The sequence below is a fragment of the Paenibacillus sp. MAH-35 genome, assembly GCF_058135425.1.
Map to the genome: position 1 here is coordinate 23,366 of NZ_JBYUPU010000038.1, position 22,347 is coordinate 45,712.

16 protein-coding genes are annotated in these 22,347 nt (G+C 55.5%); 3 read left to right on the forward strand and 13 right to left on the reverse strand.

Annotation, left to right across the window (positions count from 1 at the left end):
• The first annotated feature begins 22 nt into the window (after positions 1–22).
• On the forward strand, positions 23–625 hold the full coding sequence (locus tag AC3Y2E_RS27480) for a thymidine kinase (RefSeq protein WP_379216153.1): 603 nt from the start codon (positions 23–25) through the stop codon (positions 623–625).
• A gap of 101 nt (positions 626–726) precedes the next feature.
• Entirely contained in the window at positions 727–1,440 is a 714-nt protein-coding gene (locus AC3Y2E_RS27485; protein WP_379216155.1) for a hypothetical protein, read from the forward strand.
• A gap of 387 nt (positions 1,441–1,827) precedes the next feature.
• Here the strand turns inward: AC3Y2E_RS27485 and AC3Y2E_RS27490 are convergent, their stop codons facing one another.
• The 8 genes from AC3Y2E_RS27490 to AC3Y2E_RS27525 all read right to left on the reverse strand — a co-directional run bounded on the left by AC3Y2E_RS27490 (position 1,828) and on the right by AC3Y2E_RS27525 (position 13,463).
• Positions 1,828–2,421: a hypothetical protein gene (locus AC3Y2E_RS27490; RefSeq protein ID WP_379216157.1), complete on the reverse strand. Its 594-nt coding sequence runs from the start codon at positions 2,419–2,421 to the stop codon at positions 1,828–1,830.
• Between the two features lie 148 nt (positions 2,422–2,569).
• Entirely contained in the window at positions 2,570–3,952 is a 1,383-nt protein-coding gene (locus AC3Y2E_RS27495) for a glycine--tRNA ligase (RefSeq protein WP_379216159.1), read from the reverse strand.
• Positions 3,953–4,371: 419 nt separating this feature from the next.
• The gene (locus AC3Y2E_RS27500) at positions 4,372–5,889 is read right to left on the reverse strand and encodes a CAP-associated domain-containing protein (RefSeq protein ID WP_379216161.1); all 1,518 of its coding nucleotides are present in this window, start codon (positions 5,887–5,889) and stop codon (positions 4,372–4,374) included.
• A 305-nt stretch (positions 5,890–6,194) separates the two neighbouring features.
• Positions 6,195–7,508: an extracellular solute-binding protein gene (locus tag AC3Y2E_RS27505; RefSeq protein WP_379216164.1), complete on the reverse strand. Its 1,314-nt coding sequence runs from the start codon at positions 7,506–7,508 to the stop codon at positions 6,195–6,197.
• A gap of 95 nt (positions 7,509–7,603) precedes the next feature.
• Entirely contained in the window at positions 7,604–8,950 is a 1,347-nt protein-coding gene (locus tag AC3Y2E_RS27510) for an ABC transporter substrate-binding protein (protein ID WP_379216166.1), read from the reverse strand.
• Positions 8,951–9,834: 884 nt separating this feature from the next.
• Positions 9,835–10,710, reverse strand: coding sequence for a carbohydrate ABC transporter permease (locus AC3Y2E_RS27515; RefSeq protein WP_379216168.1), 876 nt, complete (start codon positions 10,708–10,710; stop codon positions 9,835–9,837).
• A gap of 29 nt (positions 10,711–10,739) precedes the next feature.
• Complete coding sequence (locus AC3Y2E_RS27520; protein WP_379216170.1) at positions 10,740–11,693, reverse strand: ABC transporter permease; 954 nt, start codon at positions 11,691–11,693, stop codon at positions 10,740–10,742.
• Between the two features lie 114 nt (positions 11,694–11,807).
• On the reverse strand, positions 11,808–13,463 hold the full coding sequence (locus tag AC3Y2E_RS27525; protein ID WP_379216172.1) for an extracellular solute-binding protein: 1,656 nt from the start codon (positions 13,461–13,463) through the stop codon (positions 11,808–11,810).
• Positions 13,464–13,950: 487 nt separating this feature from the next.
• On the opposite strand from AC3Y2E_RS27525, the gene AC3Y2E_RS27530 reads away from it, so the two are divergent.
• Positions 13,951–14,223 (forward strand): transposase, encoded by a 273-nt coding sequence (locus AC3Y2E_RS27530; RefSeq protein ID WP_379216174.1) that lies wholly within the window; start codon positions 13,951–13,953, stop codon positions 14,221–14,223.
• A 616-nt stretch (positions 14,224–14,839) separates the two neighbouring features.
• Here AC3Y2E_RS27530 and AC3Y2E_RS27535 read toward each other — a convergent pair.
• From AC3Y2E_RS27535 to AC3Y2E_RS27555, 5 genes are all read right to left on the reverse strand, one after another.
• Entirely contained in the window at positions 14,840–15,028 is a 189-nt protein-coding gene (locus tag AC3Y2E_RS27535) for a hypothetical protein (protein ID WP_379216176.1), read from the reverse strand.
• A 58-nt stretch (positions 15,029–15,086) separates the two neighbouring features.
• Complete coding sequence (locus tag AC3Y2E_RS27540; protein WP_379216178.1) at positions 15,087–16,283, reverse strand: acyltransferase domain-containing protein; 1,197 nt, start codon at positions 16,281–16,283, stop codon at positions 15,087–15,089.
• Between the two features lie 37 nt (positions 16,284–16,320).
• Entirely contained in the window at positions 16,321–16,992 is a 672-nt protein-coding gene (locus tag AC3Y2E_RS27545; RefSeq protein ID WP_379216180.1) for a GNAT family N-acetyltransferase, read from the reverse strand.
• 613 nt (positions 16,993–17,605) lie between these two features.
• Entirely contained in the window at positions 17,606–20,047 is a 2,442-nt protein-coding gene (locus tag AC3Y2E_RS27550; RefSeq protein ID WP_379216182.1) for an EAL domain-containing protein, read from the reverse strand.
• A gap of 129 nt (positions 20,048–20,176) precedes the next feature.
• Positions 20,177–22,120, reverse strand: coding sequence for an MFS transporter (locus AC3Y2E_RS27555; RefSeq protein WP_379216184.1), 1,944 nt, complete (start codon positions 22,118–22,120; stop codon positions 20,177–20,179).
• Positions 22,121–22,347: the final 227 nt, after the last annotated feature.

A 22,347-nucleotide genomic window follows, 5' to 3' on the forward strand; every position in this document is an offset into this window, starting at 1 on the left:
AGCAGAGAGGGATGCGGCCATCTTGGCAAAATTGTATTTCCGGTACGGTGCCATGAACAGCGGCAAATCGATTGAGGTGCTGCGCACCGCCCACAACTACGAGGAACAAGGCAAACAAGCGTTGCTGTTCACCCCGGCGATCGACGACCGGTACGGCACGGGCGTCATCACTTCCCGGATCGGCATCCGGAAGGAAGCGGTCGTGATTACATCCAAGCTGGATATGTACAAACTGGCCGAGCGGGAGAAGCCCGACTGCATCCTGGTCGACGAAGCCCAGTTTTTGAACGAGTCTCAAGTGAAGGCGCTGTGCGACATCGTGGATGAACTGAACATTCCGGTTATCGCCTACGGGCTGCGGGCCGACTTCCAGGGCAAATTGTTCGAGGGCAGCTATCACTTGATGGCGCTTGCGGACAAGATCGAGGAAGTGAAGACGGTATGCTGGCATTGCCAGCGCAAGGCTACGATGAATATGCGCTGCAAGGACGGCGTTCCGGTCTTTGAGGGCGAGCAGATTATGATCGGCGGCAATGAAAGTTACGTGCCGGTATGCCGCAAATGTTACAGCGAGAGGCGCAAGCAGGCGGCGAAGCAAAGATCCGCAGCGTCGATGCAAGGTTAACCAGATTAACGATGAATTAGAGAAATAGGTAATGGAATGAAACATTTCCCAACCCGAATCCGTATGAAACGGTACATTCGGATAACGGAGGGATTGCACTTATGAAACAGACGACGGAACGGATACCGTCATCCCGCTCTACGCAAGCTCTCGTCAGCTTGTTTCTGGCCGCCTCCTTGTCGGCCGCAGCGGCAGGCTGCGCCTCCAGAACGCCACCCTCGCCGCCGCAATCGTATACGTCCTATAACGGCGGCGGCACCGGTTCGAACATACCTGCTACGGTTCCGACAGCACCGCCTGCGGGCAGCGAAGGCGACTATTGCACCGATCAGGACAACGACGGTGAATGCGATGACGGAGGCGGCGCGATCAACGGCTCCTCCTCGTCGGTTTATTATCATAACGGCGTAGCCTACTATCCGCGATCCTCGGGGGTGTCCACGGGGACGAGGAAAGCGGAACCGGGAACGTCCTCCGGCAGCCAGACCCCGGCGGCGACTCCGGCTCCAAAGCCTGCCGCCCCTGACCAGACGCCGCCTACGACGAGTCCGAAGACCGGCACCTTCACGACCGGAGCCGGCTCCAGCGCTGCTGCAAGCAGCGGCAGTGCCAGCAGTAACAGCACGACTAGCAGCACGACCATCAGCAGCAGTACCACTACTACGACTACCACTACCATCATCAATGGCAGCTCCGGCAGCGGAATCTCGTCCGGAACCAGCGGTTCTTCCACCAGCAGCTCTTCCTTCAGCAACTCCGGCAGCAGCTCTTCCTACAGCGGAATCGGCAGCTCCAGCTCGAGCTCGTCGAGTTAAGGAAGAAGCTGGAACCACTGTCCCTTGCCTTGCCGAATCGTTTCGTCTACCGTCAGGCAAGGGAATTTACAAGTGCACAAAGTTCATACAAAAAGACGACCCTCATTCCTTCAATGTAGGACCGGTCGTCTTTTTTTGTTGGCTATTCAAATAATGTTGTCTGGTTTCTCGTTACTACTTACTTAGTTCCGAAAGTTCGGAGACTTAAACTAGGTAGATTTCCTCAGCAATGTGCTGCAGTTAGGTCAATTCTCCCCAAGCTTCCCTCTCGCCGCCGTAAACATTAAGGTTAGTGGCTGTTTCAAGTGGAAGTGTAAAGCAGGCGTCACATGCGGACATGCCCGCTTTACGAACACGGTAAACAAAACTTCAATTATAAACTGGTTCTCATTCATCCACAACTTCAAATACCCGATTTTTCAACTCTTCTGGGGCATCATAAGAATTTATTATCTCACCATCTTTAGATATATAAAAAATACTATAATAAGCTGACTTATTATCCAGCCATCCTATAAACAATTGAAGCCTCATCTTCCCACTTTTTAACCCAATATCATCATACATTGAGATCTGCGTATCTGGCATGAATTTGTAATTTTTGTCAGCGTAGTAATCATAACGCCACTCAGTTAATGCATTCAGAGCATTTTCCCCCAAACCACAGGGGTGCCCGAAAAACGCCGAAACGTCATCAGGTCCTATGCCGAAGCGAATATTCAATTTGATAAATTCTTCACTAATTTCGTTGCCGTACTTCTGAGCCTCGTTGCAACTCGTATTCAATTCAGGTTCGAGAATTTTTGGATCGTTACTCACATTGATATTTGGTTGTGGCGTCTCAGAATCAGTCAAATCTGGTTTAATTGAAGCCGGAACTGAAGGCTGTAGCTCATGTTTTGCTAAACGATCCTGGTTTGAGCAACCAACGATAATGATAAAGCTAATAATACCGAGTAAGAAACGATTGATAATCTCCACCTCCCGGTACCTTATATATACTAGACAACTGCAAGGTTGTTAAAGTTGCGATGGACCTGTAAGCGGGCTGGAACTAATCGTCATTGAAAAAAACGCCCCGTCCCTCCCTTATATCGGGAAAGACGGGGCGCTCTTTTCGTTTATGCCATTAAAATGAAATTTTCTGCTCGATGAACGATCTCAGCTCCGTGATCGGCATACGCGTCTGCTCCATCGTGTCGCGGTCGCGGACGGTCACTTGGCCATCCTGCTCGGATTCGAAGTCGTACGTGATGCAGAACGGTGTGCCGATCTCGTCGTGACGGCGGTACCGTTTGCCGATCGAGCCGGCTTCGTCGTAATCGACCATGAAATGCTTCGCCAGGTCGGAGAACACCTTCTGGGCGCCTTCCGACAGCTTCTTCGACAGCGGGAATACCGCCGCCTTGAACGGAGCGAGAGCCGGGTGGAAATGAAGCACCGTACGGCTGTCGTCGCCCTCGAGCTTCTGCTCCTCGTAAGCGTCGATCAGGAAAGCCAGTGTCACCCGGTCCGCGCCGAGCGAAGGCTCGATGCAATACGGAACATACCGTTCGTTCGTCTCCTGGTCGATGTAATGGAAATCTTCGCCGGAGTGCTCCATATGCTGCTTCAGGTCGTAATCGGTACGGTCGGCGATGCCCCACAGCTCGCCCCAGCCGAACGGGAACCGGAACTCGATGTCCGTCGTCGCGTTGCTGTAGTGGGACAACTCGTCATCCGAATGATCGCGCAGCCGGATATGGTCTTCCTTCAGGCCGAGCGTCTTCAGCCATTCGAAGCAGAACGAACGCCAGTATTCGAACCATTTCAGATCCTCGCCCGGCTTGCAGAAAAATTCAAGCTCCATCTGCTCGAATTCGCGCGTACGGAACGTGAAGTTGCCCGGCGTAATTTCGTTGCGGAAGCTTTTGCCGATCTGGCCGATACCGAACGGCATCTTTTTGCGCATTGTGCGCTGTACGTTTTTGAAGTTGACGAATATGCCCTGTGCCGTCTCCGGACGCAAATAAATTTGGTTCGAGCTCGATTCGGTCACGCCCTGAAACGTCTTGAACATCAGGTTGAACTGGCGGATGTCGGTATAATCGCGGCTGCCGCAGTCCGGACAAGCGATCTGGTGCTCCACGATCAGCGCGCCCATCTGGTCGAACGACAAACCGTCGACGACCATCTCGATGCCTTTCTCGGACAGTGCGTTCTCGATCAGCTTATCCGCGCGATGGCGAGCTTTACATTGCTTGCAGTCGATCATCGGGTCGTTGAAGTTGCCAACGTGGCCGGATGCGACCCAAGCTTGCGGGTTCATCAAAATCGCCGCATCGAGCCCTACGTTGTACGGCGACTCCTGGATAAACTTTTTCCACCATGCGCGCTTGATGTTGTTTTTCAGCTCGACGCCCAGCGGACCGTAGTCCCACGTGTTGGCGAGGCCGCCGTACACCTCGGAGCCCGGGAACACAAAGCCCCGGTGTTTGGCCAGTGCTACGATTTGATCCATGTTTACACTCATCTTCGATACTCTCCTCCGCTTATCGGTTTGCCATGAACGGAGCCGGACAATAGAAAAAGCCCTCTCCCATGGCATAGATGCTATGCCTAGGGACGAGAGCTTGTAACGAGCACCCGCGGTTCCACCCTAGTTGACGCGTACGGATGACGCGCCCCCTTTGAACGTATGCAGCTCCGGATTGCCGTTTCCCTGCTTCTTTCCCCGGGCTTTCACCGTCCCCGGGTCGCTTGTGCGAAAGTGGCGTCAGGTACTATTGATCCTTCATGGCCGCAATTATGCTTTGCTCAACATTGTACCCAACTTTGCCGAAAAAAGCAACGGCCGCAAGAGCCCGGGCCCGGCCCGAACTCCAGGCGCCTAACGGGCAAAATCTGTGGTTGACCCCCGTCATGCGAAGCCGGGCACCCGACGCCAATCCGCTAGTTCATCGGTGAAATGAAGTTTTCCGTATAGTACACATGCATCTTGCCGCCGAAGTACACGCCAACCCCGAGCCGCTCCAAGTCGCTGAGCAAGCTTTTCCGGTGTCCCGTAGTCGAATTGAGCCAACCCGCATGTGCGGTAATGGCGTTCGGCTGACCGGCCGCGATATTCTCGGCGGCGCTCTCGTAATTCACCGCATCTGCATCCAACCGCGCTCCGAGATTTTGCCCTGACGGGGACTTGTGATCGAAATATTGATTCACCGCCATATCCTCGCTATGCTTGCGGGCCGTGCCGGCCACCTGGTCGTCCCACTTGTACGGCTTCAGGCCGCGCTTCACCCGCGCCGCATTGGCCAGATCGAACGCCTCCAGCTCGTATGCGGTCCGGAGCTGCTCGCTCGGCGTTCCGTAGTAGTCTTTCTTCGCTTCCTCGGTCTCCTTCGCGATCACCTGGATTGCCTCAATGGCGCTCCCCTCGTGCGTATCGTAGTAGAACGTGACGTAGCTGCCGTCGATTTCGTACATCCCCTCCTCGACCCCCGGCGAATTGATCAAATACCGCGTAAATCCTTTCGTGATCGAATCGAGAGGTTTGCCGAACGTCTTCACCACATCGCGCGAAGCCGCTCCCGGCTGCACACCCTCCTTCGAAGTCGTCCACCGGGACGAATTCGTGTACAAGCCGACTACTTTTCCGTCCATGATGCCGATCTGCGCATAGTTCGCATAATCCGCATTGTAAATGTACCATTCGAATCCATATTCGCTCGCATCCCGGCGATCCGGGGCGCCCAGCTTCGCCTGAACCGACGACACCGAATCCCCGATCGCCACTCCCCGTACCGCAAAAGACTGGACCGGAGCCGGCAGCCCGCTTATATACTGGGCTTTGCTTTTCAAGTTGCGAATAAATTGCACCGACTCCGCCCTGGTCAGCGTATCGCCGGCACCGAATCCTTCCACTGTACCGGAGGTTTTGCCCTGCGCGAGCCCGTTGTCGAGCAAATAGCCGATCGCCCCCGCTTCCCCCAGGTCCTGCCCTTGCGAAGCGGCCAGCAGGCGAGCGGCAAGCCCCCGCTTATAAGGCGTATTCGCTCGTGCCTCATCGACAGGCCAATGCATCTCGCCGGCGTAGGCGTAATATTTGGCGTACCAGGGCGCGTTCGGCTGATCGGCAATCGCCGAGCTCCCGACATATGCGCGAAGCAGCATCGTGACGAACTCCGCCTCGCTGACGAGCTTGTCCGGCTGAAACGTACCGTCCGCGAACCCGTCGACAACTCCCTGCTTCACCGCCCATTCGATAGACGCTCTCCCCCAGTGGGTGGTGACGTCGGAGAAGACGGAAGCTTCTGCGGCTGACACCTGCAGGAGCAGCCCCGGTCCTTTTGCCCCGTCGGCACTTGGCCATCCGGATGAACCGGCGGCGCTTACTAGCAGCGCGGACGCCACCAGGGCGGATACGCCCCATCGAACCATTTTCCTATTTAACCGTACATGGCTTTCACTCATAAATAGTTCCTCCTTCAATACAAGCTCTGCGAATGCTTGCGACTCCCAATCTGCGTTCGTTTACCCCTCTTTCTTGCTTTACCCGTTTCCTTGCGGCACTCTAGCAAAAACATAAGTATTCTTCATTATAATATTCGAAAGAATTGCAGAATAGAGTCTTTTTACGCAATACGCCGCCGATTGTTTTTGTTTTTTAGCCAGATGGCGCATATAAAAAAACCGGCCGTGCTCTGAAGAGCCTCGACCGGGGCAACATTTGAACGTACCGCTCCCGCCTAAACGGCAACCGATTGTTCAGCCATGATTTACTTATTCTTATCCTCCTGGATGACTTTCTTCACCGCTTCCTCCGCTTCCCGAAGCGCCGTGTTGATATCTTTGCCTTCGTACAAAATGCCGCGCAGCGCATTAACACCGAGTTGAGTCGTGGCGGTAGAATAATATTTGCTTTGCGGGGAAGGCGCCGCCATATTTTTGAGCGGAATGGCCGAGATGTTTTTCCCTTTGTACAGCGCCGTATCCTGGGCGAACACCTGCTGGATGCTCTGGCTGTTCAGAGCGGGAATGAACGTGGCCGCCTTCGCCTTTTCGGTCAGGAATTCCTCGGACGTCAAGTAGTCCATCACCTGGTACGCCTCATCCGGGTATTTGCTTCCAATGTTCAGATACACGAACGTCGGGTAAGGCTGCGCCCCCTTGCCGTTAAGCGGCGGATACGAGACGATGTCCCAGTTCAGCGGAGCGAGATCCTTCTCGACGTGCAGACCGCTGATCGGAGTCCACATCGCCGATACTTGTTCCTGGAAAAACATTTTGACGAGACTGTCCATCTTCGTCTTATCCGGATTAAAGCCCGGGATCTGATAAAACCGCGCGATGTTGTTCATTAGGCTTTTTACATCGTCGTTCGCCAGCTTCACTTCCAGCGTCTTCGGATCGACGAGACTGAGCGACTGCTGGTTGCGCAGGAAGTAATGGGTCGGGGACAAGGTTAGCCCGTAATACTGCTTGCCGCCTTCGTTGCGCGTCAGCTTGACGGACATCTCGTACAGCTCATCCCAGGTGACCCCTTCTTTCGGATACGGGACGCCGAACTTGTCGAACAGATCTTTATTGTAATAGATGACGGCCGCCTGATTGTCGAACGGGAGCGCATACAGCTTGCCGTCGCTCATCTGCCGGATCATCTCCAGCGTCTTCGGCTCGAAGCGGGACAGATCGGTTTTATACTTTTTGGCGAGCGGCTCGATATCCACCTGCATGTTGTTCAAGAACACACTGTTGTACGACAAGCCGACCGAGCCGAATACGACGTCGATTTGCTCTCCTCCGGTCAGCAGCTTGGCGAGATTGCCGCTCGTCGAAGGGATGAAGTCCGGCGTAATATGAGGGAATTTCGCTTTAATATATTTGCCGAACTTCTCCTCCCAGTATCCTTCCGCGTTGAAGTTGCCGCCGACATTGTAGAAAACAAGCCTTACCGGATCTTTCGGCTTCTGCGGATCAGCCGCGGTCCCGCCCGATGGCTGCGGCTGGCTTCCGCCGGAACCCGAGCCGGAGCAGGCGGATACGAGCACCAATACCGCCGCCGCTGCAATCATAATCGATCTTCTGAGCATGAGAAGCACCCCTTACGATCTGGAATCGTTATCAAATACGAGCATGAACGAATGGTCTAATCGCCGCAAGCCGGATTACACCGTTTGCGCCTTGCTTACTTGGCCTGCTTTTTCTCCTTTTCTTCCGCCAGCTTCGCTTTAAGCGTCTCGTCTAGCTTGCGGAGCACGGTGTTCAGATCGTCCTTGCCGGTGGCAAAGTCGACGAACGAAGCGACAATGAACGATTGCTGATTGCCGAGCGGAATGTCGATCAGGCCCTGCTTCCGCTTCACCGTCGGATCGGTCGGCGGATAGTAGGACACCGCCTTCATGTTTTTGCTTTTGTAGATCGGATGCTCCTTGCCAAGCGCTTCCTGAATCTGCTTGTTCGCCAGCGTAGTCGGAATGCCCTGCAGCGCGTCCTTCATCTGAATCTCGTCGGACAGCATCTCCATCACGACCTCGAACGCCTCGTCCTTATGCTTGCCCGTATTGGTGATCGCCCAGTAGGCCGGTCCGCGCTGGCTTACCCGCTGAGGCGCTCCGTTCATCGTTGGAAGCGACACGATATCCCAGTTGATCTCTTTCGGGATGTTCAAGTAGACGCTGTGCAGATTGGCCGCCATAGCCGACAAACCGGTTCCGAAAGCCGCCGATTCGTCCGCCGAGCTTTTCAGCGCGTTGCCCGGTATATCGTAAAACCGTTTCAGGTTCGAAAATACCGACTGCCATTTCTCCGGCGCGTGCAGCTGATCCTTCTCCGGATCGAGAATCGGCAGCGAGAACGGATTGTCGCGCAGCATGCCGAGCAGGTTGGCGCTGAAGCCGCGGTACGTCGTGCCGCCCTCCGTGCGCGTCAGCTTTTTGGCGAGCTCGTATACCTCGTCCCAGGTCATGCCGTCGCGCGGGTAGTCGACTCCGAATTTGTCGAACAAATCTTTATTGTAATACAACACGTTCGGGAAAAACGGCGGAACCGGCAGACCGTACAGCTTCCCGTCGCGCGTATAATCTTCGATCTCACGGATAAACACTTGATTGAATCGGTTCAAATCGTATTTATGCTTCTGAATGTAAGGCTTGAGATCGACTCCCAATTGCAAATCCAAGTAACCGGAATACAAGGACGGGATGTCGGTGCGGATCAGATCGGGAATCTCCCCCCGGCTGACCAGATCTGTAATATTGTTTCCTGCCGAGCTCGTAGTGAAATTAAACGTAATATGCGGAAATTTCTTTTTTAACGCTTCGCCGAACCGGGTGTTCAGCTCTTCCACACTTACGCCGGGAGCGAAAATCGTCATCGTATACGGATCTTTCGGGACGGGTTTGGCGTCCTCCTTCTTCTCTCCGTCTCCCGGAGCGGGCGTACTGCCTGGGCTCGACCCTCCTCCGCAAGCAGCCAGCGAAACGGCTAACATCGAGCACACGAATAATGAAAGCGCTTTATTTGTTCGATACATGAACAGCTCTCCCTTCTATCGCATATTGGCATTTTCGGTTACGGAAAATATGATTTGAATATCGCAGCGGGTTCGTGGTGGTGGATAGACGGATAAGAGAAGAATGTCGGCCGCAGCCGTCCGGGATGAATGTCTCAGGAAGCGCCTTTACTCGGAGTGGTGGTCTGAGAAGTACTTGATTCTGCATTACGGCGTGCGGACTGGCCGCTGTTTCTGGTCACGGTCCCATCGATCGCGCCTGTTGCCCGGATCAGCCCCGTGCGGGGTCGGTTGCAGCATCGCTCTTGAAAGGCCTGAAGCAGATCGGGTATCCGTGTGTAAACCTTGCCCCCTTCTTGCAAGTTAGTTTGACCTTAGTTGCCTTCGGGATCTTTTGTCGATGTACCTTCCTTCGCAACATGATTTGCACGGCCCTTACATCGCGACCACCCCTTTCCCATTGGGGAAAATTTCGTATTACTACGAAATAATCATACAAGAAAAGTACAGGTATTTTATGGATTTGAATTCGCTTTCATGGGGTATTATAAGGGGCCCTTCGAAAATAGTCACGCCAAATTCGTAGTGAATATAGGCCAAAAATTGTAACCGGTTTCAGTCGTAAATAAAAGCAAGCCGCCGGGGTGTCTCCTTCCCTGCAATCCGAAGAAAAGGGTCCCCTGCTCTTCCGCCGATCCCCCGATCTCCTCCCCTAATCGGGTCCTTGGCTCCGATTCCGCTTCCTGTACTACGCAGGGAGTTCCGCGGTAACCGGGAAGCCGTGTCCTTTGCGCAAAAAGAGCCGCTCTAGAGCGGCTTTTGCGTCCGAATTCCCTGCATCTGCCCGCCTCATCTGTCTTACATGCTGCTCTGCCTCTGCGTCCCTCCAAGCGACAGTTCTGCCGCTATCCTTTCACCGCCCCGACAAACTGGCCGTGTATGAAGTACTTTTGGACGAACGGATAAATGACGATAATCGGCAGCACCGTCACCATCAGCGCCGCCATCTTCAAATTTTCGGGGTGAATGATTTGCTGGCCGATCGGATTCAGCACTTCGTCTTCCAGCCGGGCGTTGTTCAATATTTCCCGCAGCTGGAACTGGAGCGTCCACATCGATTTTTCCTTGATGTAGAGCAGCACGCCGAACCACTGGTTCCAATAGCCCACCGCGCTGAAAATGACAAACGCCATCGTCATCGGAAGTACGAGCGGGAGCACGATACGGAACAACAGCCGGAACTCCCCGGCCCCGTCGATCTCGGCCGATTCGATTAATTCCTTGGGCAGCTGGTCGATCATATTTTTGTACACGATAATATAAAACGGGCTGACAAGCCCGGGCAGGATGAGCGCCCAGTACGTATTGCCGAGGCCGAGGTTCATGACGTTCAGATACGTCGGGATCAGTCCGCCGCTGAAAATCATCGTAATCAGAATAAAGGTGAACGCCGCGCTTCTGCCGACAAACAGCTTGTGGGACAGTGCATACGCCGCGCACAGAGAGACGACGACGGACAGCAGCGTATTGATCACCGTGAGAGCGGCCGTATTGACGAACGAGCGCAGAAACGTGTAGTTGAAGGCGATCTTCTGATACGAATCGAGCTGGAAATCGATCGGCCACAGCCCGACTTTCCCTGACAGCACGCCCTGGTAGCTGCTGAGCGAGATGGCCAGCGCATTGATGAACGGCGCCAGAATGGAGATGCAGAAGACGACGAAAAATGTATAGTTGAAGCATTGAAAAGCGATTCGGGACGGCGACGAATAACGGTGCACCCGGATCTCCTCCTCCTTCTGACCTTGTACTAATACATGCCCAGACCGGTCAACCGTTTGGACAGCCGGTTCGACCCGATGAGCAGCAGGAAGCCGAGAACGCTCTGCATCAGCCCGATCGCCGTCGTCAAGCTGTACTGGGACTGCTCCAGCCCCATCCGGTAAACGTAGGTGCTGATTACGTCGGACACGTCGTAGACGAGCGGGTTCTGCATCAGGAAGATCCGGTCGAAGTCAATGCTGAATAAATGAGCCAGCCGCAGCAGGAACAGCAGCGTAATCATCGGCACCAGATGCGGAAGCGTAATATGCAGCACTTGCCGCCATCGGCTCGCCCCGTCGATCCACGCCGCCTCGTACAAGCTGCTGTCGATGCCGGCAATAACGGCGAAGTACAGAATCGCCGACCAGCCGACGCCCTTCCATATATCGGCGAAGACGAGAATGCCGCGGAAGATGCCCGGCTCGGTCATGAAGAAGATCGGGTCGACGCCGAACAGCCCGATAAACCGGTTGAACAGACCCGTTTCCGGAGACAGGAACGAATAAAACACTCCGGAGACGACGATCCACGATAAAAAGTGCGGCAAATACGATACGGTCTGCATGACCCGCTTGAACGTTTTCTGGTACAGCTCATTGGCCAGTAACGCAAAGATGATCGGGCTCGTAAATCCGAACAATAAATCGTAGAAGTTCAAGATCAGCGTATTCTGAAACACGGACCAGAACTTGTCGTCTGTCAGAAAGTAAACGAAATGCTCGAAGCCGACCCAGTCGCTGCGAAAAATTCCTTTGTAGATCGAGTAATCTTTAAACGCAATAATGATTCCGTACATCGGGATATAGTTGAACAAAAACAGCAGCACGGCAGTCGGAGCGAACAACAGATACAGCGACAGGAGCGTTTGGACACGCACCCGTTTCCGCTTCGGCTTGTTCGTCCCGGGAGCCGTTTCAAGAGCAGCAGCGGAGTCGTTCATCGAATCGGCACCTCCTTAGGAGAATCGCAGATAGATGGAGCCGTCCGCCCCCGGAGACCGATCTTGCTCCGGGAACGGACGGGGACGAGGGTACAGGCCGGAACCGGCTGCTTGTTACCAGTCGACCATCGTATAGCCGAGCTTGCGCAGACTCTCTTTGTTCGCGTCGATATACTTTTGCAGCGGTTCGTACTTCAACGTCCGGTACTTCTTCTCCCAATCCTGGACTTCCTTGACGAACTGATCCATCGTAATGCGCCCCATAATCGCCTCGGACGTGAACTTGTTGACCGCCTGCCACATCTCCGAGTTTTTCTTGACGACTTCGTCCGGCTCGGCATAACCGGGGATGGCCGCAAGCCCAATCTTCTGCGCATCGTTCTGCAGCACGTTCATGCTGCTGCGCACCTGGTTGAACAGCGGAGTGCCAATTTGCAGCTCATACAGCGCGTTTTGCGCATCCTGACCATCGGTGAAGCCGAAGATAAACGCCAGATGCTTCGACCAGGTGCGTTCCTTCGCTCCGAGCTTCTCGGCGATCGGGACGCGTTTCCCGTCTTTCATCGTATACGTCTCGCCTTCCTTGCCCCAGAAAATTTCCTCCTTCAGCTGCTCGGAAGCGAATGCTTCGATGACGTCCCAGGCGCGGTCTTTGTTTTTGGACGAAGCCGGAATGTACAACCCGTGCGTGCTGATCGGCAGACCGAGTCCCGGAGTGGCATATTTTTTGTCTGCGAGAACGGAAGGGTATTTCGTCAGCGGCGGAGCGAATACGAATTTATACTTTTTCTGGACGTCGGTGCCGGTCGTCATGTTCGCAGCGAGCCCAGGCAAGATTTGATCCGCCGTGTTCCATTGGAACAACACGTTGTTGTTGAGCCATTTGGTCGACCATTTGGTCGTGTCGGTCGTCGCAAACTCTTTGTCGAACAGTCCTTCCGCATACAGCGAGCGCATCAACTCCACGGCCGCTTTATACTCGGGCAGTACGACGTTCGGGATCACTTTGCCGCCCTGAATCCGGGAACCGTACGGATTCGCCCCGTACAGCTGGAAAAAGACGGCCCCGCCGTAAGCGAACATCGTGTCGCCGATCACCCGGTTCGACATCGGGATTGCGTCCGGCTCCGCTTTTTTAATTTTGCGCAGCAGCTCCACCCAATCCTCGACCGTTTCCGGCCACTTGCCGCCGTTGTATTTCTCGACCAGGTCGTAGCGGGCGAAGATGCCGGCTCCTTGCGGCCCTTTGTCGTAGGCCATCGGAATGCGCCAGTATTTGCCGCTGATCGGGTCTTTGGCGAGCTCCATCATTTGCGGCGTAATGTACTTCTGCACGATCGGGGACTTGTCGTAATACGGCTTCAAATCGATGAACGCGCCGTCACGCGCCGCCTTGTAAGTCGGATCGGGATAGTTCGTATGCAGCAGATCCGGCAATTTGCCCGACGAGAGGAGCAGATTAAACTTCGTCTGGTAGTCTTTGTACGGCGGGACCTCGACCTTCAGATCAACATTGGCGATCTGTTCGACAATATGGAGGAACGGATTGTTGCTCGGATCGGTCGTATCGAGCGGGAAATGCTCCAGCCCGGAGTTGTTGTAAAACATCGACAGCTCGATCCGTTCCTTCGCCTTCGGATCTCCCACGGGAGCGGGCGTATCGTCCCCCTCCGTGCCTTTGCCGCCAGAGCAGGCGGAGGCGATCGTACCGGCCAGCAGGACGGCGGCGATCGCAGCCGGCCATTTTTTGCTTAGTTGGCTTTTGTTCATGGACCAGAACCCCTTCCCTAATCAAATGATCGTAATGACATTGTCTTGGGCGGGTGCACGTTCTCTCTAGTCTCGCTTTGGTTGGTCCGGATGGACGCTGGGGCCGTGTCCTGGGCTGACCGTACAGCGTTGTCTTCGCGGAAACCGGTGACGTGCAGCCGATTGGCGTTGTCCTTATGAAGCAGCTGATTTTATGAAGCGCTTTCATTACAGGTGAAACGGTAAACTGATAAAGTATCGCTGCCTCTCCGGTCCCCTCCTCCCCTCGTTTTGAGCTGTATGATACATGTATATGCCACTATCTCGTCTTTAGTTATGGTAAATCTTTCAAGACGATACGGAAAAAGCATGGATCTGCTAGGTTCCTTATTCCGCATGTGCTGCGTGTCACGCCTCTCATGAAATAACCAAAATTGGGCATAGTAAAGTTGCCAGAGGCGAATGGAATTTCGCGGCAATTACGCACCGCAAGGAGGAACTTTCCCTAATGAGCGAACATGATCGCATGGAGCCGATGTCCGGCGAACCCGTCGAGGTCGAAGGTGTCTACTCGAACGAATGGGGCCGCGAGCAATTTATGGAGCGGGGCGACGTCTTCCCGGCCGACCCGATGCTCGGCACGACGAGCTGGAAGCTCGTCCGTTATGAGGTCGACAGCCTCACCGGCGAAACCGAGCACCACCACCTCCATCTGCCCGACAAAAATGCCCAAACCGGCCAAAACTCCCCCCGAAAGCATGTGGACCGCGGGGATAAGTGAGGGAAGCGAAAGGAAACGGAAATCCCGTCCGGATGGACGGGATTTTGTGTTGTGGACGAGGTTTCATGAAGCGTGAGTCCGACAAGTGCCAGCATATCTCACCTTCATTCGATATTCCTTGATGCAAAACGACAATCCTTGGAATTTTATAACAAAAATGTTTACTGTACCACTAATACCGATTATACTTAGCCTCTCTTCTTTCTAGTTTTGGGGAGGAGTAGCATGAAAAAACTAGAATTTGTTTTGTGCAAACCGAAATAAATTCTGTAAAAGCCCAAGTATAAAACGCAATTGATTCTATCTATCAGAGGAACGTAACCAGAATAAAGTTGATGTGCAGCAACTTCTCTCAGGCAAGAAGAAAACCCTATTTGGAGGAGGGACAAATGAAGTTTGTATTTTCATATAGAATACAGACCGTAATTTCGGCCATTATTGAGAGGTTTCAATTTAAAGAAACAGGCCGCCCTCTGATTGGAGGTGCGACCTGATTTCTGGTGGCCCGATTGAATTTCTGTGACCTGTAAAGCTTCAAAGATGCTCGTAACTATCACCATACCGGCTTGCCCCGCCAGCCATCCCATCGGCTGAACCGCCGAGGCCAGGCGGCGTTCTAATGAATATCCCGGTTGTCCACAAGCTCCCGCAAATACTCGTTCTCGCGTTCCCCGCCGGTCGAGTTGTTGTTCTTGATCATGCTGAGACGGCCGTTGCGCAGCTCGCCGTGTTCGTTCGTCGACTTCTCCTGATCGTTATCTTGCGGCGACGCGTCGTGCTTGTTGTTGTTGTATTGGTTGGACATGAGAAATGGAGCCTCCTTTGGCAAAATCTTGCCTTAGGATGCTCCATTCGGCCGGGCATTATGTATCGGCTTGGCCGAGCTCCGCTTCGGACGCCAGCGGAGTGCCGCCCGCCCAGTCGTCCTTCAGCAAAAATCCCGCCGCGCCGTATATACGTCCCCCCGCCGCAAGATGATCGTACACGATCCGCTGCAGCGTCGTCTCTCTCGGCAGTCGCGGCAGATCGTCCAGCTTCGTACCGAAGCCGAACACCCGCTCCAGCGTCTGATCCTCGTCCGACTTGATCGGCGTCACGTAATAGTCCGACTGGAACCGGACGATATTCGAGTCCTCCGGCAGCAGTTGCTTGAACACCGGTCCGAGCAGCCACGAGCTGCAGACGAACCCTTTGTACGGCACTTCCGGAAAATGCCGCGCCGCAAACGTGACCGCCTGCCCGTAGGAATCCCGGCACAGCTCGTGTGACATTTTGCCGCCTTCGGGGATGTGCACGTCAAGCACCGTATCGCCCGGCTCCAGCACCAGCTCCCACTCCGCATCCGCCAAGCGGACCTGAGTCCGGAGCGCCGCGCCGTCCTTCGAGATCAGGTGTCCGGTATGGATGTTCCCGTCATACGTATAGACGGACGTCCAGCCGTGCTCCGGATCGGATATGCCGTTCGTTCCGTCCACTTGCCCGTCAGCCCGGTACCGGACGCCGGAGTCGCTTAAGGCGGCAATTCGTCCGGTCTGCCGGTGGCGGAACGCTTTTACCGGCTTCTGGTATGTGGTGAAAATAAATTGCAGACGGCCGAGCCGGAACAGCTTGCCGGTCCAATGCTTGATCAGCCAATTCGTCTGGCCGAGCCCCCATTCTCCCTGATACCGCTTGTAATGCCGCATCCATACGGTCATATCATGAAGCGTGTCGACGAGCACCTTCTCCGGGATACCCTTCGACTCGTACCAGGAAATCGTCTGCGGCAGCGCTCCCAAGTACACGACCGCGGCCAGCATCCCGGAGTCCGGGCCGGAAGCGCGCAGCCGCTCGTTCACCTCTCCATGCGGAAGCCGCTCTACGAACAGCTCCCGGTGAAATTGCCGGGCCTTGTCCGCCAAGGCCGCGTCTTCGCGTATACGGGCGGCTCCGTGACGAACCGCTTCCGCGATCTCATCCGGCAATCCGATCGCCGTGCACGCCCGCTCAACATAAACCGGGTGCAACAAATCGCAGTTGCCGTCCTCCCCGGCCACATCCCCCAAAAAGCTTCCCAACATCCCGCTCCCCCGCTTTCCGAACCGGCGACGGTTCCCCTTAGATTGGCAGCAGCGGTACCCGGTCAAGCTGCTCCAGACGACGAATCATCTCGTACCACGCCTCCGGTTTTTTGTCCTGAATCGCGTAATACGTCTGCAAAAACCGGGCGACCAGCGCAGCCGGCAATTCGTTCAAGTTCTCGTCATAGGCCAGGAAGCACAGATCGAGTCCGGTTACGGCCTCTCCGTTAAGCTCCCAGGACGGATGAACATAAGGGAAGTCGAGGCGACGGTAGCCGAGATGGGACAACACTTCACGCCGTACGAACGGGTCCATCGGCTTGATGCCGCCGAAGGCGTGCTCCTCGACCAGATACGGATTATAGATCTCGGCGAACATGCCGCTCAGCTTGCCGCCGCTGCTTGTTACCCATTCGAACAAATCTTTCTGCCGCTCTTGAGCGAGGAACCGGCCTACGCCGAGCCCTTCCTGCCCGATAATCGTGAAGTCGGTCATCGCCACGCCCATGTCGGGATAATAACGGTATTCCGTAGCTCCGACAACCTGATCTTCGTGAACCGCCACCACGACGCGCAACCCTTCATCCAGCAAAGGCTCGGCCCACAGCTCGAACGCGAGCACCTCCTCGGCCGGGAAGATCCGCCCCATTAATTCGTGCATTTGCCGGAAATAGTCGTCATCGATGCTTCGGATACGGATAAATTCCATGTCTGTAGTCCACCTTTCTTCTTAGCCGCTGATACGGTTCATTCTACCAAAAAAACGGTCAAGGATAAACGCCTACCGGCGCCTTTGACGCTGTGGTTTATCGAGATTTAGAGCCGCTTCCACGATATACTTTCTGATAAATGAATAAGAAAAACCGTCCGGAAAAGCGTCCGGACGGCCCTTTGACATACAAACCGATACGCTAACGCGTGAAAAAGGGAATGGATCCCCCTTCCTTCGCTCCAGCCGCTCGCCCTCAGGTCGTGTTTTCTTTCATGCGGTGGTATCGCTAACGAACCCGGCAACCGTTATAAGAGCCGAATGCGAGTGTTTGAATTTGTAACGAACTCTCGTATCGTTATTTCCGCGAATCGGATCGTTTGTTCTCCACTTTGGGTTCAATAACGATCCCCGGATTCGTTACGTCTGGAATAACGTCGTTTTGCAGCAATAAGCACCCTACGATTCGTTAGGCTGTACCTGAGTATACGTTCTCAAACGCCAAGGAAGGAAACTCCTCCATTCCCTTTAGCACCGTAAAGATCAGTAAAGATCTTACACTTTGCGGCAGATCAGAAGCCCTTCTACCCACCTTATATGTAGAAAAAACCGCCTACATGGCGGCTTTCCGGCTCCCGTATTCGCGCAGCAAGCTTTCGAACCGGTCTGCGGGCACCGGCGGGCTGAAATAGTACCCTTGCAGCATATCGCACTGCTCGCGCTGCAAATAATCGAACTGCTCCTGCGTCTCCACGCCTTCGGCGACGACCTTCAGCTGCAAGTGTCGGGCGATCGCGATAATCGCCGATACGATCGCCGTATCGTTGTCGTCATTTGCATTGGCAATATCCCGGACGAACGACTGGTCGATCTTGATCTTGTCGATCGGAAACCGTTTCAAGTAGCTCAGCGAGCTGTATCCGGTTCCAAAATCGTCGATGCCAATCCCGATGCCCAGCTTCTTGAGACCTTGCAGCGCCTGAATCGTCCGGGTGACGTCCATCGCCATGCTTTCGGTAATTTCGAGCTCCAAATAATTCGGCTCCAGCCCACATTCCGACAAAACCGCTCCAACCGTCTCCGGCAAATGCTGCTCCTCGAACTGCCGGTTCGACAGGTTGACAGATACCGTGATCGGCGCATACCCCGCCGCTTGCCAAGCTTTCGCCTGCATGCAGGCAGAGCGCAGCACCCATTCCCCGATCGGCTTGATCAGCCCGGTTTCCTCCGCTACCGGAATAAACACGCTTGGGGGCACATAACCTTGCACGGGATGCTTCCACCGGACCAGCGCCTCCGCACCGACCAGCGCCCCGCTCTTCAGTTCGACCTGCGGCTGGTAATGCACGTCAAGTTCGCCCCGCTCGATCGCCTTGCGAAGACCGGATTCGATCTCCAGCTTCCGGTTGGCCGCCGCTTCCATCGCCGCATCATACGCATAGGCCCGATTGCCGCCTCGCCGTTTGGCGCTGTCCAGAGCGGTCTGGGCTTTTTGCAGCAGCGATTCGCCATCCGTTCCGTCTTTCGGATACAACGCATAACCGATACTGGCGGACAAATGAAACTCCAGGCCGCCGATGACGACAGGCGTATCCGGATGGTTCATCTTCGACGCGATCTTCGCCGCCTCGCCTTCCGTGCGGAGCACCGCCATATAGGCGAACTCGTCGCCGCCCATTCGGGCCGGGATAAAGTCGCACCCGTCCGTAACGCCGCGCAGACGTTCCGCGAACGATTGGAGCAGTTGGTCCCCGACCTTGTGACCGGCCGTCTGCGAGAACGATTTGAACCGGTCCAGATTGAGGCAAAATAAAGCGACCGACTCTTGCGCCGACCTTCCCGAGTACAGGCACGCTTCCAGCGCGTCCATAAAGCTTCTCCGGTTCGGCAATCCGGTCAACTCGTCGTAATAGGCCAGATGATGCATCCGGCGCTCCGTCCGTTTGCTCTCCGTAATGTCTCTCGCCAGGCAATAGGCTCCCGTAACCCGCCCCCGTGCCGAGAGCGGCACCATATGAACCAGCAGATCAACCGCCCGGCCGTCTTCTCTGCTGTAGGCAATCTCGTAGCTTTGAGAGACGCCTTCCAGCGTCCGGTTGAAATGGTACATGGCCTGCTCCGGGTTAACGCCGGATATTTCGGTAAGATGGCGGCCGATAAAGCAGGAAGACGAAAGGCCGGTCAGATTCTCGACGGCGGGATTGACGCTGATCAGCACGCCGCTGCGGTCCATGGAGAACACGGCGTCCGAATTGTAGTCGAACAGCGACCGGAAGTGGTGCTCGCTCTCGGCAAGCTGCTCCGCTGCAGTGGCCAAACGTTTGTCGAACACGGCGGCAATGAGGACGAAGCCGAGCACGAACAACGTGACCAGCGCGATGCCGCAAGCAAGGAACAGAGCACTCATGCCGCTGTCAGCGGCCGTATGGACGGCGGGCGATTCGGCATGAAACCGGGCGGCGAGCATGCCGGTATAATGCATCCCGACGATCCCGGCACCCATGATGAAACCGCCGCCCCATTTGCCGTATACATAATACCGGCTCCGGGGGATGCGGAAATACAGCGACAACGACAGCGCTCCAAGCGACGAGGTGATCGCGATCGCCACCGACAGCCACCATAACGCGGCGTCGTAGGTAAGGACGATCTCGTGCAGTTGCATGGCGGACATGCCGATGTAGTGCATCGACGAGACGCCAGCGCCCATCAGCAGTCCTCCGGCCAGCAGGCCGGGCAGCGGCATTTCCTTGCGGCTGACAATATAGAGAGCGATCCCCGAGGCCAATACAGCCAACAGGTAAGAAGCAAAGACGACACCGTAGTCATAGCGGACAGGAACGGGGAGATGAAATGCGAGCATCCCTATAAAATGCATCGACCAGATGCCCGAGCCCATAGCGAAAGCGCCGCAGCTTAACCAGAGCCTGCGGGCCGGACCCCGCGCAGCCGTAATGCGGCCGGCCAGATCCAGGGCGGTATAGGAAGCAAGGACAGCCACCAGATAGGATAGCGCCATTAATCCGTGATGGTATTGCCCCCCAAGCTGCTCCATGGCGTACCTCCGTGTATCGATCGTGATGTTAGCTCCATCATAGCACCTTTGCCGACATTTTCCATCATATTTTTACTTTTTTCGACAAAATTCTTCGAGAGTAAACCTCCCCCTTCCAGGGGCTCCGATTCACCCTCCGTCCGTCCCCGCACTCTTGCCGTTCATCCGGATCAGGAGCAGCGTCGTATCGTCGGTAACGGCTCCAAACCGGTTGAATGCGTCCACGATCCGCTTCAGCGCCAGCTCCGGGTCTCCCCCTTCGCCGGCTTCACTTAGCAACTGCTCGAACCGGTCCAGCCCGAACCGTTCACCGCCGCCGTTCTCCAGATCCAGCACGCCGTCGGTGTACATGACGAACAAATCGCCGGGCTCCATCACGACTTTGCCGCTCCATGGACGCAGTACCTCATCGATGCCGAGAGGCAGAGAGTGGGTATCGAGCGCTTCCGCCAATCCGCCGCGCACGATGTAGGGAGCGACATGGCCGGCCGAGACGTAGGTGACCGATGACGATTCCCGGTCCACGAGCGCCAGGCCGAGCGTCACCATCGCCATCTCCTCCGGCTCGCGCAGCAGCATCCGGTTCATATGCTCCACGATCTCCGTAAGCGAATGGCCGTAATAAGCTTCGGACCGCAGCAGGCCGATCATCTTGGACATGACCAGCGCGGCGGCGAGCCCTTTGCCCGTGACGTCTCCGACCGCAAATAACGCGCGGCGCCCTTCGAGCGGAATCAGATCGTAGAAATCGCCGCCCACCTCCTTGGCCGATTCGGTCATCACGGCCGCCTCGATCCCGGGCGGAAGCCGCCACTGGGCGCGCAGCATGCCGGCCTGTACTTGACGCGCTTCGCGAAGCTCGGCGTCCTTTTCCTCATAATACGTGCCCAGCTTCTCCAGACGCTGCCGCTTCTCGATCTCGCGCGGCTCGAAATCGCTCACCCAATGAATGAGCAGCACGCTGATCAGCAAAATAAACAGCGCCGTCAAATAAACGACGATATAGTTGCCGTTCGAATACGGAACGACCAACGCATTCAGTTCGGTCCCGAGCCGAATCGACAAGATGTAGAAACCGAGCCCGATCCCTGTGACGAGAAACCGACGGTCCGGCGACGATACGGCAGCTAGCGCATATAACACGAAGACGTCCAGCACGGCAAACCCGATCTGGATCAGCGTATTGCCCGCCACGGCAGCCGGAAAAGAGGTGGAGAAGGCGAATGTGGTATACGCCAGCCCCAGCAGTACGACGCCAAGCGCCATGGCGAGCCGGAAGCCCCGCCTGTCGATGATCCAGCCGGCCAGCGGGATCGCCAGCACGTAAGGGATCGACTGGTAATAAATCGTATGACTCCCGAACTCCTGCATAAACGGCTCGACAACCTGGTACATGATGCCCCCAAGCAGGAAAATGACGAAAATAAAAACGATGACCGGAACCGGATTCACTCCGAAATGCCCCGGTTGCTGCCGGCTGTCCCTGTCCGCGTCCCAGCCCGCATGCTCCCCCGCCAGTTCCTGGCGTATTCGCAGCAAAATATAAACCGCAACGAGCGGAAGCGCCGATACGATAGCAATCCCCGCTTGCGGCGGGATGCGATCGGAAATAATATGGAAGAAATACCGGACAAAGCTGACCAGCATGCCGTTAACGCCGAGAGCGAGTCCGATCTGCGCAAAAGGCACGCAGCGGGTGAGCATATACAGCCAGCTTAGCGACGGAAGCGAAGCGAACAACCCCATCGCGCCAAAGACGGCAGGCCACGCGAAGCCGTCCAGCACGAGCAGCGAAAGGCTAAGGGCCGCACATAAAACCAGACAGCCGCTCGTCAGAGCCGGCAGCAGCTGTCCGATCGTTCGCCTCCGCCTATGCAGGAGCACCCCCCAGCCGGCAAAGGACAGGGCATATCCGCTCAGAAAGACGGTGGCCGCTTCAGCCGGGTCCACACCCGCCGAAGCCGCGCTCGGGCCAAGAATCGATCCGAACAACGGAATCGATAACGTCCAGCCTTGCAGCGCTGTCATGAACAAGATTACCGGAACAAACCGTTTGATCAGACGCTCGTTCAATGCCTTTTCCCCCACATGAATGTCATTCAGACGAATTCGCGTCCGGAGCGGCCAATCGGCTGCAATAGCTGCACCCGTGCGCCTGTCCGTTTGCTTCTCTGTGATCCGAGTCGAATTTTGCCAATGACTTACTAGTTCGACAGAACTACTTCATTCCCTTCCGCCCTTATCGGGCTTAACGGGAAATGATTTCCCGACTCCCGGGGAGATCGGTTGTATCCGAAATC

Bases quoted from the DNA above. Each gene is read 5' to 3' on its own strand.
- AC3Y2E_RS27505 (WP_379216164.1), bottom strand. From the start codon at position 7,508: ATGCTCAGAAGATCGATTATGATTGCAGCGGCGGCGGTATTGGTGCTC.
- AC3Y2E_RS27525 (WP_379216172.1), bottom strand. From the start codon at position 13,463: ATGAACAAAAGCCAACTAAGCAAAAAATGGCCGGCTGCGATCGCCGCC.
- AC3Y2E_RS27545 (WP_379216180.1), bottom strand. From the start codon at position 16,992: ATGGAATTTATCCGTATCCGAAGCATCGATGACGACTATTTCCGGCAA.
- AC3Y2E_RS27530 (WP_379216174.1), top strand. From the start codon at position 13,951: ATGAGCGAACATGATCGCATGGAGCCGATGTCCGGCGAACCCGTCGAG.
- AC3Y2E_RS27495 (WP_379216159.1), bottom strand. From the start codon at position 3,952: ATGAGTGTAAACATGGATCAAATCGTAGCACTGGCCAAACACCGGGGC.
- AC3Y2E_RS27510 (WP_379216166.1), bottom strand. From the start codon at position 8,950: ATGTATCGAACAAATAAAGCGCTTTCATTATTCGTGTGCTCGATGTTA.
- AC3Y2E_RS27520 (WP_379216170.1), bottom strand. From the start codon at position 11,693: ATGAACGACTCCGCTGCTGCTCTTGAAACGGCTCCCGGGACGAACAAG.
- AC3Y2E_RS27540 (WP_379216178.1), bottom strand. From the start codon at position 16,283: ATGTTGGGAAGCTTTTTGGGGGATGTGGCCGGGGAGGACGGCAACTGC.
- AC3Y2E_RS27485 (WP_379216155.1), top strand. From the start codon at position 727: ATGAAACAGACGACGGAACGGATACCGTCATCCCGCTCTACGCAAGCT.
- AC3Y2E_RS27550 (WP_379216182.1), bottom strand. From the start codon at position 20,047: ATGGAGCAGCTTGGGGGGCAATACCATCACGGATTAATGGCGCTATCC.
- AC3Y2E_RS27535 (WP_379216176.1), bottom strand. From the start codon at position 15,028: ATGTCCAACCAATACAACAACAACAAGCACGACGCGTCGCCGCAAGAT.
- AC3Y2E_RS27500 (WP_379216161.1), bottom strand. From the start codon at position 5,889: ATGAGTGAAAGCCATGTACGGTTAAATAGGAAAATGGTTCGATGGGGC.